The following is a 16707-nucleotide window of genomic DNA, read 5'->3' as shown; positions in this document are numbered from 1 at the left end:
AATTCATCCCCTAACCGATTAAAATCTTACCTTCTGGATATTTATGTGTTTGCTTTTTCTTATTTCTTATAAATGCTAATGCTACAGTCATAGGACCAACTCTACCACAATACATAGTTATCATTATAATAATTTTTCCAGCAGTACTTAGCCTTTGGGTAACACCAGTTGTAAGACCAACAGTTCCAAATGCTGATGTTGCTTCATACAAAATATTTATAAATGATTCATTTGGGTCAGTTATAGATAATAAAAGTGTAACACCTATAACTAAAGTCATTCCTATAATTAGTAAAGCAAATGATTTATAAACTAAACTTTTTGAAAATCTTCTTCCAAAAACTTGAGTATCTTCTCTACCTCTTATAACCGAAATTACTGTTAAAATTATAATTCCAAATGTTGCTGTTTTTAATCCACCTGCAGTTGAACCAGGCGATCCACCAATAAACATTAATATTATAGTTAATAACTTCCCTGAATTTGTCATTCCATCTGTAGAAACACTATTAAAACCAGCTGTTCTTGGTGATACAGATGCAAAGAAGGAGTTTAAAACTTTATCATCAAAACTCATATTACCAATAGTTTTTGGGTTATGCATTTCAAATAAATACATAAAAATAGTTCCACCAATTATAAGAACAACTGTAATTAATATAACTATTTTAGAATGTACAGATAATTTCTTAAGTCCTCTATAATTATAGACTTCAAGCCATACTGTAAAACCTAAACCTCCTATTATTATAAGAGCACTTATAGTAAGTAAAACTACAACATTACCTGAATATGAAACAAGAGAACTAAATCCTCCAAATAAATCAAATCCAGCATTACAAAAAGCCGAAATTGAATGGAATATACTATAATAAATTCCTTTTGCTAATCCAAACTTCGGAACAAACTGAGTAGATAATAACAAAGCTCCAAAAAATTGTACTGCAAATGTAAATCCAAGAACATATCTAACCATTTTAACAAGACCTTGAATATTAAATGTATTCATAGCTTCTTGCATTATAAGTCTATCTCTTAATGTTATTTTTCTTCCAAGAAGTACAGCTATAAATGTTGCAAAGGACATAAATCCTAATCCACCAATTTCAATTAAAAACATTATAACTATTTGCCCAAATTCGTTCCAATGCGTACCAGTATCTAAAGTAATTAATCCTGTTACACATACAGCTGATGTTGAAGTAAATAATGCATCTAAAAAGTTTGTACTTTCACCACTTGCAGAAGATATTGGTAAACTTAATAATACACCACCAACAAATATTACTATAAAAAACCCTAGTGCTAATATTTGTACGCCACTCAACTTCATTTTTTTAGTAAAAAATTTTTTCATTTAATCACCTCAAAGGTTTATATCCAATATAATATCTAATATTTATTATACACCCTTCAATAAAAATATTAACGTGTAAATTTTATCAATACTCTGTTAAAGATTTATTATACACATATTAATAAATTATGAAAACAATTTTTGTTTAATTTTATCTATATATAAAGAAAATGCGACCTAAGTCGCATTTCAAATTAAGCGTTTATATGTTTTTTAGCTACTTCAACTAACTCAGCGAAAGCTTTTGGATCATTGATAGCTATTTCTGATAACATTTTTCTGTTTATATCTATACCAGCTAATTTGATTCCATTCATGAATCTTGAGTATGAAAGACCATTCATTCTTGTAGCTGCATTTATTCTAGCTATCCATAGTCTTCTGTAATCTCTCTTCTTTAATCTTCTTCCAACATAAGCATTTCTTAATGCTCTGATTACTGATTCGTTAGCTGTTTTAAATAACTTGCTCTTTCCACCGTAGTATCCTTTTGCAAGTTTTAATACTTTTCTATGATTCTTACGAGCGTTAACTGCTCTTTTAACTCTTGCCATTTAACAAAACCTCCTGCGTCTAAACTCTTATAGGTATGGTAATAATTTCTTAATTACTTTTTCTTGTGCTACTGATACGTATCCACCTTTTCTAAGTTTTCTCTTAGTTTTTGAACTTTTCTTAGTTAAGATGTGGCTTCTGAAAGCTTTAGCTCTCTTAAGTTTTCCTGTACCTGTCTTTCTGAATCTTTTTGCTGCACCTCTGTGTGTCTTCATTTTTGGCATGATAAAATCCTCCTCTCAAAAGTTATGCCTTTTTTGGACCTAAAATCAATGTCATGTTTCTGCCTTCTCTTTTTGGTTTCTTTTCGATAACACAAACATCTTCAAGTTTTCCAACGAAGTTATCTAGAATTCTTTCAGCTATATGACCTAATTCCATTTCTCTTCCTCTAAATCTTACAGTGACTTTGACTTTATCTCCATCTAATAGGAACTTTCTTGCTTTTTTAGCTTTAATTGCAATGTCATTTTCTTCAATTGTTAAACTTACTCTGATTTCTTTAACATTAATGACTTTTTGTTTCTTCTTAGCTTCTTTTTCTTTTTTTGATTGCTCATATATGAACTTACCTAAATCCATTATCTTGCAAACTGGCGGATTAGCATTTGGTGATATCATAACTAAGTCTAACTCTTGCTCTTCAGCAATTTTAAGAGCTTCCTTACTTGATAATATTCCAAGTTGTTCTCCATCCTTTGATATTACTCTGATTTCTTTCTTTCTAATATCTTCGTTTATTATATAATTTTTACTAATAGCTTCCACCTCCGGATTTTAACAATTAAAACATATAAAAAAGGACGGCTTTAGCCGTCCTGTTTAATCCAATAACTTAAAATCGAAATAAACTAACCTTACTTGCTACACTATCGCGCTCGTAGGTGAGAAACGGCGTTTCTACTTTGCTTTATTATAATATCTAATTATTTTATCTTTGTCAATACTTTTTTATTTAACATCTAAATTCTTAGTTAAATTCACTTCGCTAATAAAATTAACTCTATTTCCAAAGACATTTATTATTGTATCAATAAATTCTTTGTTTGTACAGTATTTTTTTTGATAAATATTTATTTTTTTTGGAGCATTTGTTATTAACCCGCTTATAATCACGTCTTCAACATTTGCATCAACACCTAATTTGCAGTCTGATAACTCTTTCATAAATTCACTAAATAAATTACTATTATTTTCATTTAAAACAGTATACTCTCCTGAATTATTTATGAAAATATTAACTGTATCTATTCTACTATCTTGTATATCAACAAAATACCTTAGTAATTTTATAAACTCTTTATATTCTTTTTCAACCATATATTTCTCTATTATTTTATCTATAATAGATTCTATATAATTTCTTAGTTCTTTCATTCTAAATGTAATAAATCCATTTATATTAAATTCATTGTTTTCTTCTAGACATTCTTTTATTTTAGTTATTATTGTATTTATTTTATTTTCACAATAAACACTTGTTTCATCTCTTATGGAGGTTCTTCTAAAAAACACATCCATAATTATAGTTTCTACCTCTAATATTTCTTCTTGTTTTAAAAAGAAATAGGTATCTGTTATAAATTCAAATAATTCTTTTTCTTTATAGTTTTTTATGACCATTTCATATAAAAGTTCACTTATATATATTTTAATCTTTTCAAAATTTTCTTCACTATAACACTCTTCTTCACACAAAACTTTTACAAGATGAGTTTTACCTTCAATCTTTTCAACTAAACCTATTACTATATTCTTCTTTTTTAGTAGGGCTTTTAATTCTTGTAACTCTTTTATAAAGTCTAAATCTCCCATATAAGCTAATTTCAGCACAAGCATATCTTTCACTCCCTTCTTAGTAATAGTATGTATTGAATATATAATCCCTATACTAAAAATAACTTTGTAAAACTTCCTAATTTTATTGCTTTTTTTACATATTAGTAGTAATTTAAATATATATTTATAATATTAGGAGGATATTTATGTATTCTTTTGTTGATTACAGGATTACCTGTGAAGAATTTTCTAATTTAATAAAAGAAGGTGTAATACCTATAAAAGTCCCAAAATCACCATTGCTTTATGAAGCTATAAATGGTCATGTTGATATTCAACTAAATATATTAGATAAAAAATCAAAACTTATAGTTGTCCATAAAGATATTGATACTAATTTTTTAAATATCTTAAAAAATTATTCTATAAATTTTATATTTTCTGAAAGCTCTTTAGATTCTAAATATCCTAAAGATATAATTTTAAATGCATTAATTACTGATGAAATTTTAATGCATAATCTTAAATACACAGATAAATCAATATTAAACAACTCACAAAACAAACTAAACTTAAATGTTTCTCAAGGCTACACTAAATGTTCGGTTGTTAATATTTATGATAAAGCATTTATAACATCAGATAAAATTATTTATAATACTTTAGTAAAATCTGGCTATGATACTTTATTTGTTCCACCTGGTGACATAATTTTAGAAGGTTTAGATTATGGATTTATTGGTGGTACTTGTGGCATGATAGGTAAAAACAAATTAGCTTTTTTTGGAAACTTAAATAAATACAAATACGGGAAAGAAGTTCTTTCATTTTTAGAAAAACATAATGTAATTCCAATATTTTTAAAAGATTCAAAACTTATAGATCGAGGTAGTATTTTATCTATATAATCTTCTCTATATAGTACGTTCTTAAATACAAAATGTTTCTTTTTATAGAATAAAAGCTATAAAATTTAATATTTATAGCTTTTATTTTAAATTTACATTTAGGTTATACTTCTTCATAAAATCTTCTATGCTCTCTGTTATTTTGTTTTTATCCTCTTTATTTAATCTACCTCTCCCTAACCTATCACACAAAAAAACTAATGATATATCATTCAAATTAACTTCTTCAATCATTTTAATTTCATTTCCAAAAGGTAAATTCTTAGTTATATATAGAAAATGCATATGGTATTTTATAAGTTTCTCTACTTTATCTATAAAATCATAATCCTTTACTTTTAGACTAATTAAAAATTCTCTACCATCAATTGCCCCAACTTCATCATGATTATATGATGTCCATCTCCCTTTCCTAAGTTTAGTTGTTTTTAATTTTCCTATATCATGTAACAAAAGTGCCCACATAAAACTTTCTTTATCATTAACATACTTTTTATAATATGCACCATTATCTATAACTAACATTATATGATTCCATACATTTCCTTCTGGATGATATTTAAATGATTGAGGTACATCTTTCAATCTTTTTAGTTTAATAAAAGGTTCTTCATCTAATTTCCCACTTAACAGAAACTCTTCAAAATACTTTGATGGCTTTTGGCTATTTATTAATATTTCACTTATTTCATTAAAACTTAAAAATTTACTCAATTAAATCCTCTCCCTTCGTAAAATATTTTATCCATAAATATATTTTAAATGTATTTATTTTTTTAATAATTAGTAATCTTTTATATGTTTTTGCATATAATTTAATTATAAGGCGCTATAGCCAAGTGGTAAGGCAGAGGTCTGCAAAATCTTTATTCCCCAGTTCAAATCTGGGTGGCGCCTCCAATAAAAAAGGAGAACTATAAGTTCTCCTTTTTTATTTCTATTTAATTTTTTCAATTAATTCTCCAATTTCATCATGAGTTATTTTATACTTTTTGTTACAGAAATTACAAACTATTTCTTCATCTTTTCCTTCATCATATATTTCATTTAAATCTTTTGATCCAATACTTATTAATGCTTTTTCTATTCTTTCTTTTGAACAATCACATTTATACTCTGGTTCAATTTCTTCTAATATTTTAGGATCCATCTCTTCAAATATTTCTTTTATAATATCTTCAATTGTTTTTCCTTCTTCTATAAGTGCTGTTATAGGTTTCATATCTTGAAGTCTATATGTTATAACATCAGCTAAAAGTTCATCTGCATCTGGCATCATTTGAATTATAAATCCGCCTGCTGCCTTTATTGATAAATCTTTATCTACTAAAACTCCAAGTGCAACTGCAGATGGTGTTTGTTCTGATACAGTGAAATAATAAGCTAAATCCTCTGCAACTTCTCCAGTATATATAGGAACCTGTCCAACATATGGATCTTTAAGACCCATATCTTTTATAACATATAATAATCCATTTTTTCCAATAGCTCCACTTACATCAAGTTTTCCATTTTCTTTTAATGGAATATCAACTTTTGGATTGCCAATAAATCCTTTAACAGTTCCATTTGAATGAGCAGTAACAGTTACTCCATTAACCGGTCCTCCTCCATTCATTCTTAAAGTTATTGCTTCTTTTTCTGATTTTAGTTGAACTCCCATTAATGATGCAGCTGTAAGCATTCTTCCAAGAGCTGCTGATGCAACTGGTGTACATTCATGAAGTGCTGTTCCTTCATTTACTAAATTAGTAGTTATACCCCCTATGAATCTAACCATTCCATCTTTAGCTGTACCTCTTATTATTTTATCTTTCATGTACTATCCCTCCACATTCCTTTTAACTACATATAATATTCTTTCAGATAAATCTGAAACCGCCTTATCTGTATATCCTTCAAATTTATCTAATATACAAAATCCAGTCTTATGAACAAGATCTTCTATAAATTTTTCTTTATAAGCTCTTTCAAAATGCTCTTCTTCAAATCTTTCATATAACTCCCCATCTTTAATAAAAAATGTTAAATACATACTTGTAATATCGTCTTCAAAAGTATTTTCCCATGAATAAAAAACATCTTCTGAATTATATGTATAAATATTATTTCCTAATATAGTAGAAAGTTTATAATATGAATTTATATCGAATATAAATATACCATTATCTTTCAGATGATTATAAACACTTTTAAAATAATTTTCAATATCAGAATCTTCTAATATATAATTTGTTGAATCTAAAACAGAGGTAATAAGATCAAATTTATGATTTAAAGAAAGCTCTGTCATATCTTGGCATACAATTCTACTTTTAATACGCTCTTTTTTGAATTTATCAAAAGCTTCTCTAAGCATATCTTCTGATAAATCAACTGCAAAAGAATTTTTAAACTCTTTTGCTAATCTTAAAGAAACGTTTCCTGTACCACATGCTAAATCTAAATAATCTTCATTATTAATTTTATATTTAGCTAATAATTCTTTAACTCTACAGGCTATTTCATCGTAATTAATATCTTCATTTATTAATTCATCATATATTTTAGCAAACTCTCCATATGCCATAATATTCCCCCATTCACTTATATAAACATTATAACTTATATTATAATTATTTATAAATTTAGTCAAACTAATTAATTACAATTTATGAGGATTTACCTTCTACCTAATATTTGATCATTTGTTGGTATATGTAGCTTTTTCTTTCTGCTAGTCATTATACCTCCAATTCTACCTGTTTCTTCAGCAGTTAATGAGCCCCATCCACCTTCATCAACTTTATCTTTAAGACCTAATTCTTCTGCTATTTCATATTTTATTTTTTCTCTAAGTTTTTCAGCTTCTGTTAATTCTCTATTAGATTTTAATTTAGATTTTATAATTTTTTTTAAAGGCGTTTTACTCAAATTAAATCCCTCCATTCTTTAAAATTATTTTATCCAAATTATATTAAAATAATGTATATATCCTTAATATATTTATTAAGACTCTTTTAATAATGTATATTTTAAATTTATTTCTTATTATAAAACTTGATATTTTTTTAATAAATATTTATAGTTATTGTATACATATATTGAATAGATATATAAAATTGGAGGGATTAAATTGTATAATGTCGCAGTAGTCGGTGCTACCGGAAATGTTGGTAGAAAAATGCTAAGTATTTTAAAGGAAAGAAATTTTCCTATAAATAATCTTTATCTTTTTGCTTCAAAAAGATCTGCAGGTAAAAAGATAGAATTCAAAGGAAAAGAGTATGTTGTAGAAGAAACTTGTGATTCAAATATATTATCAAAAAAAATTGACTTTGCTCTATTTTCAGCTGGAGGAGATACTAGTTTAACTTTCGCTCCTGTATTTGCTAAAAATGGTGCTATAGTAATTGATAACAGTAGTGCTTGGAGAATGGATCCTAAAGTACCTCTTGTTGTTCCTGAGGTAAATCCTGAGGATATAAAGTGGAATAACGGAATAATAGCTAATCCAAACTGTTCAACTATACAAGCTATGCCTGTATTAAAAGCTATAAATGATAAATACGGATTAAAAAGAGTTATATACTCTACTTATCAAGCTGTTTCAGGTGCTGGTATGCAAGCTATTGAAGATTTAGAAAATGGTGTTCAAGGAATAGCCCCTAAAAAATTCCCAAAACCTATATTTGGTAACGTATTACCTCACATAGATGTATTTTTAGAAAATGGATATACTAAGGAAGAAATGAAGATGATAAATGAAACTAAAAAAATCCTTCATCTTGATGATTTAAAAATAACTGCTACAACAGTTAGAGTTCCTGTATTAAATTCTCATAGCGAAAGTATAAATGTAGAAACTTTAAAACCATTTGACTTAAAAGATATAGTTACTGTTTTAGATAATCAACCTGGAGTTAAGGTTTGTGATGATGTTAACAACCTTGTATACCCAACTCCCCTTGAGGCATCTGACAAAGATGAAATATTTGTTGGAAGAATAAGAAGAGATTTTAGTGTTGATAATGGTTTAAACCTTTGGGTTGTAGCTGATAACATTAGAAAAGGTGCTGCATTAAACGCAGTTCAAATTGCTGAATTAATAATAAACAATAAATAGATTGGAGGATTTTATTATGTCAATTTTTGAAGGATCTGGTGTTGCTTTAATTACACCATTTACAGAAACAGGCGTGGATTATGATAAATTAAAAGAAATTTTAGAATGGCACGTTAAGGAAGGTACTGATTCTATAATAATATGTGGTACTACTGGTGAAGCAACTACAATGACATTAGATGAGAAAAAAGAAGTAATAAAATTTACAGTTGATACTATAAACGGAAGAATTCCAGTAATTGCAGGTACTGGTTCTAATAATACAAAAGCTTCTATCGAAATGAGTAAATATGCTGAGAGTGTTGGAGTTTCAGCAGTACTTGTAATTACTCCATATTATAATAAAACTAATCACAAAGGTCTTTTAAAGCACTTTGAATCTATAAATAACGCTATAAATATACCTATAATTCTTTATAACGTACCAAGTAGAACAGGAATGAACATTACTCCTGATACTTTAAAAGAATTAAGCAAGCTAAATAATGTAGTTGCTATAAAAGAAGCTAGTGGTGATCTAAGTCAAGTTGCTAAAATGGCTGAAGCTTGTGGAGATAGAATAGATATTTATTCAGGAAATGATGATCAAATAATCCCTATTATGTCTCTTGGCGGAAAAGGTGTTATTTCTGTTCTTGCAAATGTAATTCCAAAAGAAACTCATAACATGACAAGAATGTATTTGGATGGAAAGTGTCATGATGCTTCAAAAATGCAATTAGAGTATTTAACTCTTGCTAATTCACTTTTCTTAGAAACTAACCCTATCCCAGTTAAAACTGCTCTTAACTTAATGGGATTTAAAGTTGGTCCTTTAAGACTTCCTTTATATGAAATGGATGATGCTTTAAAGAATCAATTAGAAAATACCCTAAAAAAATATAAATTAATCTAAGGAGATTTTAAATGACTAAAGTAATAATAAATGGTATATCCGGAAAAATGGGAACTGTTATATGTAATGTAGCAAAAGATTTTAAAGACATTGATATAGTTGCAGGTATAGATAAATTTCCAAAAGAAAATTCTAATATAAAAATATTTTCTTCTCCTTCTGAAGTAAATATTGATTATGATGTTTTATTAGATTTTTCAAGAGCTGATGCATTAAAAGGCTTATTAGAACTTACTGAAAAAACTAAAAAACCTCTTGTTATATGTTCAACTGGATTTTCAGAAGATGATTTAAAACTTATAGATGAAAAAAGTAAAAGCTTGCCATTATTTAGATCTGCTAACATGTCTCTTGGAATAAACTTAATAAATTCTTTATTAAAAAAGGTAGCTCCTTTATTATACGGAAATTACGATATAGAAATAATAGAAAAACATCATAATCAAAAAGTAGATGCTCCAAGTGGAACAGCTCTTCTTTTAGCTGATACTATCAAGGATTCTTTAAAAGATGATACTAAATATGTATATGGAAGAGAAGGACAGCACAAACGTGAAAAAGAAGAAATAGGTATACACGCTATACGTGGCGGTTCAATTGTCGGAGATCATGATGTAATATTTGCTGGTACTGGAGAAGTTATAGAACTTTCTCATAAGGCAATATCAAGAGATGTATTTGCTGTTGGAGCTTTAAAAGCTTGTGAATATATGAGCAATATAAAAGAACCTGGACTATATGATATGAATGATGTTATAGGATTATAAATTTCAAAAAAATAGGCAATTTTTTATTTGCCTATTTTTTTATAATAACTTACTCATATAATATTCATCATAATAAAGCCCATCCTTGAAAATAGCTCTTTTCTTCAACCCTTCAACTTTAAATCCAACTTTTTTATATAAATTTATTGCAATAATATTATTGCAAACTACAGTTAATTCAAGTCTCTTTATATTATTTTCATATGCCCAAATAAATAATTCTTCAAATAATTTTCTTCCTATTCCTTTGCTCCTATATTTTTTTCTAATTCCAACTACACTATAAGATACATGTCTTATTCTATTGTACTTACCTCTAAAAGAACTTAAATAACCTATAAGTTCCTCACCATCAAATGCCCCAATAAAAACTAAATCTTCTAAGCTACTTGATAACATTTTATGAACTTCTTCTTCTGTTATTTTTCTTTCTCCTTCTTCAAATAGCAGAAATTCACTTTCTTTATCTAAATTATAAAAAAGTTTATGAAGCTTTTTATAATATCTTCTATTAAGTCTTCTTATTTCCAAATATTAGACCTCCTTATAATAAATGCTTTATATTTATATATATAAAAAAGAAGCAAGAATTATATCTCCTTGCTTCCTTTTTTATATTAATGAGCTTCTACATATGATTTATCAAAATAAATTTGTCCAAGTGATGATGATTGATAACCCTTAACATATGATTGAATTCCATATACTTTAGTATAATCATATAATGGAATTATAGGCATTTCTTCTAGTAATATTTCTTCTGCTTTTTTCATTAATTCAAATCTTTTATTATTATCAGCTTCAACCTTTGCCTTTTTAATTAACTCATCATATTCTTTATTTGAAAAATGTGAATCATTATTTCCCCAACTATTTTTATCTCCATCATTTCCACTAATCCACATATCTAAAAATGTCATAGGATCTATATAATCTGCAGACCAACCATGTCTTGCTATTTCATATTGACCGTTTTGTCTTGTATTTAAAAATACTGCCCACTCTTGATTTTTAAGTTCTACATCAACCCCAATTTCTTTCCAATTTTGTTGAACAACTTCCATTATAGCTTTATGACCACCTTCTGAATTATACATTAATTCTATAGTTGGAATACCTTTACCATTTGCATATCCTGCTTCCTTTAAAAGCTTCTTAGCTTCTTCAACATTTTCTGATTGTTTTGTTGGGTCAAACTTATTATTCTTAAAATCCTTTCCATTTGAATCTTTTATTCCTTCTGGAACATAACTAGCTGATGCTACTTGACCTGCTTTAGTAACATTTTCAACTATAGAAACTCTATCTATAGCTAAAGAAAGTGCTTGTCTAACCTTCTTATCTGAAAGTACCTTTTGAACTTCTTTATCTAACTTATCAAATTCATTATTTACATTTACACATAAGAAGTATGTTCCAAGATTCGGATAAATTTGTACTAATCCACTCGCCTTCCCATCTTCTATTCTTTCAGTTGGAACATTACTTATAATATCAAAATCCCCTGATTCTAATGATGCATATGAACTTGTTTCATCCATAGCCATCTTATAAATTAATGTTTCAAGCTTTACGTTATCCTTATTCCAATAATTATCATTTTTAATAAAAGTATAAGAATCCTTCATTTGAAAATCATTTAATTTAAAAGGTCCATTTGATACATAGGTTTCAGGCTTATTTGTCCACTTATCACCATGCTCTTTTATTATATCTTCTCTTACTGGCATATAAGTTGGAAATGACATAAGTTCTATAAAATAAGGAGTTGGTGAATTTAAAGTTACTTCTAAAGTTTTATCATCTATTACTTTAACTCCAAGTTTATCCTCTTTTACCTTACCCTCATAAAATTCCTTTGCATTTTTAATGTAATAAAGTTGATATGCATATTCTGCTGCTGTTTCTTTAGAAAGTGCTCTTTTCCATGCATATGCAAAATCTTTTGCTGCAACAGACTTACCATCTGACCATTTGGCATCATCTCTTAAATTAAATGTATAAGTTAATCCATCATTTGATATTTTCCATTCTTTAGCGACTCCAGGTATAGCTTTATCATTTTCATCTAATCTAGTTAATCCTTCAAATGCATTCCCAATTATAGTAGATCCATCTACAGCTGTATTTAAAGCTGGATCAATAGTTTCTACAACTGCTCCAACATTATAAGTAATTTTTTGTTCTACCGCTTCACTATTTCCCCCATTACCTTGATCACTTGAACCTCCACATCCAGCAAAAACAGATGCACTTAACGCTACAGCTAATGCTACAGCACAAAGCTTTTTGATTTTACTTAATTTCATTTTTTATCCCCCTTTTTATATAGAGTTATAATTAAATTATCAATTAGATAATAAATTATCTTAATATTATATTATTAATTATTAAATAAGTGACAAGAAACAAAATGTCCTTTTTCCACTTCTTTGATAGATGGTTCTACCTTACTGCATATATATTTGGCATAAATACATCTTCCACAAAATCTACATCCTGGTTTAGGGTCTATTGGAGATGATATATCTCCTGTTAGTACTATTCTTTTATTTTCTTTAGCAATTTTAGGATCTGGTATTGGTACTGCTGATAAAAGAGCTTTAGTATATGGATGCTTTGGCCTTAAATAAACATCATCACTAGGACCTTTTTCAACCATTTGACCTAAATACATAACTCCTATATGTGTTGATATATGCTTAACCATTGATAAATCATGAGCTATAAATAGATAAGTAAGCCCTAGTTCATCTTGAAGTTCCTCTAACATATTTATAACTTGAGCTTGAATAGAAACATCAAGTGCTGATATTGGTTCATCACAAACTATAAATTCAGGTTCTACTGCAAGTGCTCTAGCAATTCCTATTCTTTGTCTTTGTCCACCTGAAAATTCATGTGCATATCTATTTATATGGCTTCCATTTAATCCAACTTTATCTAGTAAATATCTTATTCTATTTTCCCTTTCTTTTCCTTTATATAATCCATGAATATCAATAGCTTCACCAACTATATCTCCAACTGTCATTCTTGGATTTAACGATGCATATGGATCTTGAAATATCATTTGCATTTTTCTTCTTAAAGCTATCATTTCTTTTTCAGATTTATTTGTTATATCTTCTCCATTAAAAATTATTTTTCCACTTGTTGGCTCATATAGCTTTAATATAGTTCTACCTGTTGTAGTTTTTCCACATCCTGATTCTCCAACTAAGCCTAACGTTTCTCCTCTTTTTATAAAAAAAGATACATTATCAACTGCTTTTACATAACTTTTCTTTGAAAAAATCCCTTTGCTAGCTTGAAAATATTTACAAAGATTTTGAACTTCTAAAATAATATCATTATTTTTCCCCATATTGCTTCACCTCTATTTCTGATGTAACTTTAGGTGCATTTTCATGACATAGCCAACATGCTGAGTTATGATTTTCTCCCAATTTAAATAATGGTGGCTTTTTATCTAAGCAAATTTTCATTGTATATTTACATCTTTCTGCAAAAGGACATCCTGTTGGTGGTTTTAAAAGGTCAGGTGGTTGTCCTTCTATAGGAATTAATTTTTCTCTAAGTTCACTCAATGGATTAGGAACACTATTTAATAATCCCCATGTATAAGGATGTTTGCTTCTATAAAAAATATCCTCAGCACTTCCTGTTTCTACTATTACCCCTCCATACATTACATTAATTCTTGAACAAAGATCTGCAACAACACCTAAATCATGAGTTATAAGTATTATAGATGTATTTAGTTTTTCTTTTAAATTTTTCATAAGGTCTAATATTTGTGCTTGAATTGTAACATCTAATGCTGTTGTAGGTTCATCAGCTATTATAAGACTTGGCTCACATATAAGACTTATTGCAATCATTACTCTTTGTCTCATGCCTCCTGAAAATTCATGAGGATATTGTTTCATTCTACTTTCAGGACTAGGAATACCAACTAAATCTAATATTTCTATTCCTTTAGTCCACGCATCTTTTTTTGATAATCCTTTATGTTTAATTAAATGTTCAGTTAATTGAGTTCCTATAGTATATAAAGGATTTAAAGAAGTCATAGGATCTTGAAATATCATACTAATTTTATTTCCTCTTATTTGTTCCATATCTTTTTCTTTATATTTACTAATATCATCTCCATCAAATAAAATTTCATCGCATTCTATATTTGCATTTTCTGATAATAATTTCATAATTGACATCATAGACACAGATTTTCCACATCCTGATTCACCAACTATACCTACTGCCTCTCCCTTATCAACATAAAAAGAAATTCCTCTTACTGCTTTTACATCTCCTAAATGTGTTTTAAAGGAGGTTTTTAAATTTTTAACTTCTAATAATTTACTCATATTTTTCCTCCTACTATCTTTGATGCTTTGGATCTAACGCTTCTGTTAATCCATCACCAAGCATATTAAACGAAAGTATTATTAAACATATCATTGCTGCTGGGAAGAATAGCTGATAAGGATTTGTATATATAGCTGGCATTGCATCATTACATAAAGTCCCTAATGATGCAAGAGGAGCATTAAGGCCTAATCCTATAAAACTTAAAAAGGCTTCAGTAAAAATAGCTTGTGGAATTAAAAGAGTCATGGTAACTATTATTGACCCCATACAATTTGGTATTAAATGTCTAAATAATATTCTTTTTTTAGATGCTCCTAATGTTTTAGCTGCAAGTACAAATTCTTGTTGCTTTAATTGAAGAATATCTCCTCTTACTATTCTTGCCATTCCAACCCAATATGATATAGAAAGAGCTAATATAATACTAAGTATTCCTGTTTTATCAAATGCAGTATCTTTTAATACAGCCATTATAATTACAACATATATAGTTGTTGGAATTGAATAAAGGCAATCAACTATTCTCATCATTATATTATCAATCTTTCCACCAAAAAAACCTGATATTCCACCATATATAACTCCTATAAAAAGATTTATAATAGCTGCTGCACCACCAATAACTAATGAATACCTTGCCCCCATCATAACTCTTACAAATAAATCTCTACCAAGTTTATCTGTACCGAAGAAATTAGTTTTATTAGGCCCCAAGTCCTTTAATGCTAAATTTTGAGAATCATATTTAAAAGGAGATACTATAGGAACTACTATTGCAAGTATAACTAAAGCAATTATAATTATTAAAGAAATTAATGCTACCTTATTTGACTTTAACCTTCTCCAAGCATCACTCCAATAACCAACACTTGGTCTTATATTTTTTTCGAAAGCTTTTTCTTCTTGCGATACAGGAGTAAACATACTTTTATCAAATTCTAAATTTTCCATAAATCTGCCTCCTTTATCCTTCAATATCATCCAATTTTATTCTTGGATCTATGATTACATATAATATATCAACTAATAAGTTACTTATTACAATTAATGTGCAGAAAAACACTACTACTCCAAGTAAGGAAGTATAATCTCTATTTGTTATAGTTGATACAAATTCATTTCCAAGCCCAGGTACAACAAATATCTTTTCAACTACAAATGATCCTGTTAAAATTGATGCTATAAGTGGTCCTAAATAAGTTACAACTGGAATAAGTGAATTTCTCAAAGCATGTTTAAATATAACAATTTTGCTACTTAAGCCTTTAGCTTTTGCTGTTCTTATATAATCTGATTTTAATACATCAATTAATTTGCTTCTTGTAAGTCTTGTTATAAATGCCATTGAACTTCCTGCAAGCGCAATAACTGGCATAATATAACTACTTGGCCCCTTCAATCCAACTGCAGGTAGTAACTTCCATTCAACAGTAAAAAAATATATAAGTACTGCACCTATTACAAAACTAGGTACTGTTATGCCTAAAGTAGATATAAACATACATAATTTATCTGGTAATTTTCCTGATTTTAATGCTGATACTATTCCAAGTAAAGTTCCAACTGCTAAAGAGAAAACTACTGCAACAACTCCAAGTTTTGCTGATTTAGGAAATGAGTATTTTATAGTTTCTTTTACTTCCCTTCCTCTAAACTGCATTGATTCACCTAAATCACCTTTTAATAAATTTTTCATATAGATTTCATACTGCTCACTTAACGGTTTATCTAATCCATATTTTTCATTTAATATAACCTTCATTTCAGGTGTTACTTTTTCACCATCAAATGGTCCTCCTGGCATTGCCCTTACCAAAAAGAATGTTATAGTAACAACTGCCCATATTGTTAAAATACTAGTAAAAATTCTTTTTCCTATGTACTTTAGCATTTTACCCCCTCCATTCTATTTTTGTAATATTTTTTACATTTATTTATTGTTATTAATTATATTATATATAGTC

The 16707-nt window shown here is 28.0% G+C and carries 19 protein-coding genes, 1 tRNA gene and 1 other annotated feature; of the genes, 5 read left to right on the top strand and 15 right to left on the bottom strand.

Features of this window, described 5'->3' with window-relative positions:
• Nucleotides 1-10: 10 nt before the first annotated feature.
• From AC4FQW_RS01475 to ytxC, 5 genes are all read right to left on the bottom strand, one after another.
• Nucleotides 11-1357, bottom strand: a complete 1347-nt coding sequence (locus AC4FQW_RS01475; protein ID WP_303129047.1) for a TrkH family potassium uptake protein — start codon at nucleotides 1355-1357, stop codon at nucleotides 11-13.
• Nucleotides 1358-1551: 194 nt separating this feature from the next.
• Nucleotides 1552-1911 carry a 50S ribosomal protein L20 gene (rplT, locus tag AC4FQW_RS01470; RefSeq protein WP_024614981.1) on the bottom strand — a complete coding sequence of 120 codons (360 nt, stop codon included), beginning with the start codon at nucleotides 1909-1911 and terminating at the stop codon, nucleotides 1552-1554.
• A gap of 27 nt (nucleotides 1912-1938) precedes the next feature.
• The gene (rpmI, locus tag AC4FQW_RS01465) at nucleotides 1939-2136 is read right to left on the bottom strand and encodes a 50S ribosomal protein L35 (protein WP_024614980.1); all 198 of its coding nucleotides are present in this window, start codon (nucleotides 2134-2136) and stop codon (nucleotides 1939-1941) included.
• A gap of 22 nt (nucleotides 2137-2158) precedes the next feature.
• Nucleotides 2159-2680, bottom strand: a complete 522-nt coding sequence (infC, locus tag AC4FQW_RS01460) for a translation initiation factor IF-3 (protein WP_491146868.1) — start codon at nucleotides 2678-2680, stop codon at nucleotides 2159-2161.
• 21 nt (nucleotides 2681-2701) lie between these two features.
• Nucleotides 2702-2824: a sequence feature (ribosomal protein L20 leader region), on the bottom strand.
• A 39-nt stretch (nucleotides 2825-2863) separates the two neighbouring features.
• A complete protein-coding gene (gene ytxC, locus AC4FQW_RS01455; protein ID WP_303131229.1) occupies nucleotides 2864-3751 on the bottom strand; it encodes a putative sporulation protein YtxC in 888 nt (295 codons plus the stop codon).
• 146 nt (nucleotides 3752-3897) lie between these two features.
• Between ytxC and AC4FQW_RS01450 the strand changes: the two genes are divergently transcribed.
• A complete protein-coding gene (locus AC4FQW_RS01450; RefSeq protein WP_491146867.1) occupies nucleotides 3898-4599 on the top strand; it encodes a DUF6873 family GME fold protein in 702 nt (233 codons plus the stop codon).
• An 81-nt stretch (nucleotides 4600-4680) separates the two neighbouring features.
• On the opposite strand, the gene AC4FQW_RS01445 is transcribed toward AC4FQW_RS01450, so the two are convergent.
• Nucleotides 4681-5313 carry an HD domain-containing protein gene (locus AC4FQW_RS01445; protein WP_491146866.1) on the bottom strand — a complete coding sequence of 211 codons (633 nt, stop codon included), beginning with the start codon at nucleotides 5311-5313 and terminating at the stop codon, nucleotides 4681-4683.
• A 111-nt stretch (nucleotides 5314-5424) separates the two neighbouring features.
• Between AC4FQW_RS01445 and AC4FQW_RS01440 the strand changes: the two genes are divergently transcribed.
• Nucleotides 5425-5499 (top strand) — tRNA-Cys (locus AC4FQW_RS01440).
• Nucleotides 5500-5536: 37 nt separating this feature from the next.
• On the opposite strand, the gene hslO is transcribed toward AC4FQW_RS01440, so the two are convergent.
• From hslO to AC4FQW_RS01425, 3 genes are all read right to left on the bottom strand, one after another.
• Complete coding sequence (gene hslO, locus AC4FQW_RS01435; protein WP_491146865.1) at nucleotides 5537-6418, bottom strand: Hsp33 family molecular chaperone HslO; 882 nt, start codon at nucleotides 6416-6418, stop codon at nucleotides 5537-5539.
• Nucleotides 6419-6421: 3 nt separating this feature from the next.
• Complete coding sequence (locus AC4FQW_RS01430) at nucleotides 6422-7168, bottom strand: class I SAM-dependent DNA methyltransferase (protein WP_491146864.1); 747 nt, start codon at nucleotides 7166-7168, stop codon at nucleotides 6422-6424.
• 92 nt (nucleotides 7169-7260) lie between these two features.
• Nucleotides 7261-7512: an alpha/beta-type small acid-soluble spore protein gene (locus AC4FQW_RS01425; RefSeq protein ID WP_303127476.1), complete on the bottom strand. Its 252-nt coding sequence runs from the start codon at nucleotides 7510-7512 to the stop codon at nucleotides 7261-7263.
• Between the two features lie 202 nt (nucleotides 7513-7714).
• Here AC4FQW_RS01425 and AC4FQW_RS01420 point away from each other — a divergent pair, with 202 nt between their 5' ends.
• The 3 genes from AC4FQW_RS01420 to dapB are packed head-to-tail and all read left to right on the top strand — an operon-like array spanning nucleotide 7715 to nucleotide 10366.
• Nucleotides 7715-8704, top strand: a complete 990-nt coding sequence (locus AC4FQW_RS01420) for an aspartate-semialdehyde dehydrogenase (protein WP_303127478.1) — start codon at nucleotides 7715-7717, stop codon at nucleotides 8702-8704.
• A gap of 22 nt (nucleotides 8705-8726) precedes the next feature.
• On the top strand, nucleotides 8727-9599 hold the full coding sequence (gene dapA / locus AC4FQW_RS01415; RefSeq protein ID WP_303127676.1) for a 4-hydroxy-tetrahydrodipicolinate synthase: 873 nt from the start codon (nucleotides 8727-8729) through the stop codon (nucleotides 9597-9599).
• Nucleotides 9600-9610: 11 nt separating this feature from the next.
• Nucleotides 9611-10366: a 4-hydroxy-tetrahydrodipicolinate reductase gene (dapB, locus tag AC4FQW_RS01410; RefSeq protein ID WP_491146863.1), complete on the top strand. Its 756-nt coding sequence runs from the start codon at nucleotides 9611-9613 to the stop codon at nucleotides 10364-10366.
• A 39-nt stretch (nucleotides 10367-10405) separates the two neighbouring features.
• Here dapB and AC4FQW_RS01405 read toward each other — a convergent pair whose 3' ends face one another.
• The 6 genes from AC4FQW_RS01405 to AC4FQW_RS01380 form a co-directional block, all read right to left on the bottom strand.
• The gene (locus AC4FQW_RS01405; RefSeq protein ID WP_303127482.1) at nucleotides 10406-10897 is read right to left on the bottom strand and encodes a GNAT family N-acetyltransferase; all 492 of its coding nucleotides are present in this window, start codon (nucleotides 10895-10897) and stop codon (nucleotides 10406-10408) included.
• An 86-nt stretch (nucleotides 10898-10983) separates the two neighbouring features.
• The gene (locus AC4FQW_RS01400; RefSeq protein ID WP_491146862.1) at nucleotides 10984-12675 is read right to left on the bottom strand and encodes a peptide ABC transporter substrate-binding protein; all 1692 of its coding nucleotides are present in this window, start codon (nucleotides 12673-12675) and stop codon (nucleotides 10984-10986) included.
• 74 nt (nucleotides 12676-12749) lie between these two features.
• Nucleotides 12750-13733, bottom strand: a complete 984-nt coding sequence (locus AC4FQW_RS01395; protein WP_491146861.1) for an ABC transporter ATP-binding protein — start codon at nucleotides 13731-13733, stop codon at nucleotides 12750-12752.
• Complete coding sequence (locus AC4FQW_RS01390; protein WP_491146860.1) at nucleotides 13720-14739, bottom strand: ABC transporter ATP-binding protein; 1020 nt, start codon at nucleotides 14737-14739, stop codon at nucleotides 13720-13722. Before AC4FQW_RS01390 ends, AC4FQW_RS01395 begins: the two co-directional genes overlap by 14 nt.
• 13 nt (nucleotides 14740-14752) lie before the next feature.
• Nucleotides 14753-15694, bottom strand: coding sequence for an ABC transporter permease (locus tag AC4FQW_RS01385; protein ID WP_303127488.1), 942 nt, complete (start codon nucleotides 15692-15694; stop codon nucleotides 14753-14755).
• A 13-nt stretch (nucleotides 15695-15707) separates the two neighbouring features.
• Nucleotides 15708-16634, bottom strand: coding sequence for an ABC transporter permease (locus AC4FQW_RS01380; protein ID WP_303127489.1), 927 nt, complete (start codon nucleotides 16632-16634; stop codon nucleotides 15708-15710).
• Nucleotides 16635-16707 lie beyond the last annotated feature (73 nt).

It is taken from the genome of Clostridium sp. TJA085, assembly GCF_058310235.1.
This window is presented reverse-complemented; position numbering and strand designations above follow the sequence as displayed.

What these genes read in the sequence shown, in the direction of transcription:
- AC4FQW_RS01475 (WP_303129047.1), bottom strand. Translation starts at nt 1,357, where the DNA reads ATGAAAAAATTTTTTACTAAAAAAATGAAGTTGAGTGGCGTACAAATA.
- rplT (WP_024614981.1), bottom strand. Translation starts at nt 1,911, where the DNA reads ATGGCAAGAGTTAAAAGAGCAGTTAACGCTCGTAAGAATCATAGAAAA.
- rpmI (WP_024614980.1), bottom strand. Translation starts at nt 2,136, where the DNA reads ATGCCAAAAATGAAGACACACAGAGGTGCAGCAAAAAGATTCAGAAAG.
- ytxC (WP_303131229.1), bottom strand. Translation starts at nt 3,751, where the DNA reads ATGCTTGTGCTGAAATTAGCTTATATGGGAGATTTAGACTTTATAAAA.
- AC4FQW_RS01450 (WP_491146867.1), top strand. Translation starts at nt 3,898, where the DNA reads ATGTATTCTTTTGTTGATTACAGGATTACCTGTGAAGAATTTTCTAAT.
- hslO (WP_491146865.1), bottom strand. Translation starts at nt 6,418, where the DNA reads ATGAAAGATAAAATAATAAGAGGTACAGCTAAAGATGGAATGGTTAGA.
- AC4FQW_RS01430 (WP_491146864.1), bottom strand. Translation starts at nt 7,168, where the DNA reads ATGGCATATGGAGAGTTTGCTAAAATATATGATGAATTAATAAATGAA.
- dapB (WP_491146863.1), top strand. Translation starts at nt 9,611, where the DNA reads ATGACTAAAGTAATAATAAATGGTATATCCGGAAAAATGGGAACTGTT.
- AC4FQW_RS01400 (WP_491146862.1), bottom strand. Translation starts at nt 12,675, where the DNA reads ATGAAATTAAGTAAAATCAAAAAGCTTTGTGCTGTAGCATTAGCTGTA.
- AC4FQW_RS01395 (WP_491146861.1), bottom strand. Translation starts at nt 13,733, where the DNA reads ATGGGGAAAAATAATGATATTATTTTAGAAGTTCAAAATCTTTGTAAA.
- AC4FQW_RS01390 (WP_491146860.1), bottom strand. Translation starts at nt 14,739, where the DNA reads ATGAGTAAATTATTAGAAGTTAAAAATTTAAAAACCTCCTTTAAAACA.
- AC4FQW_RS01385 (WP_303127488.1), bottom strand. Translation starts at nt 15,694, where the DNA reads ATGGAAAATTTAGAATTTGATAAAAGTATGTTTACTCCTGTATCGCAA.
- AC4FQW_RS01380 (WP_303127489.1), bottom strand. Translation starts at nt 16,634, where the DNA reads ATGCTAAAGTACATAGGAAAAAGAATTTTTACTAGTATTTTAACAATA.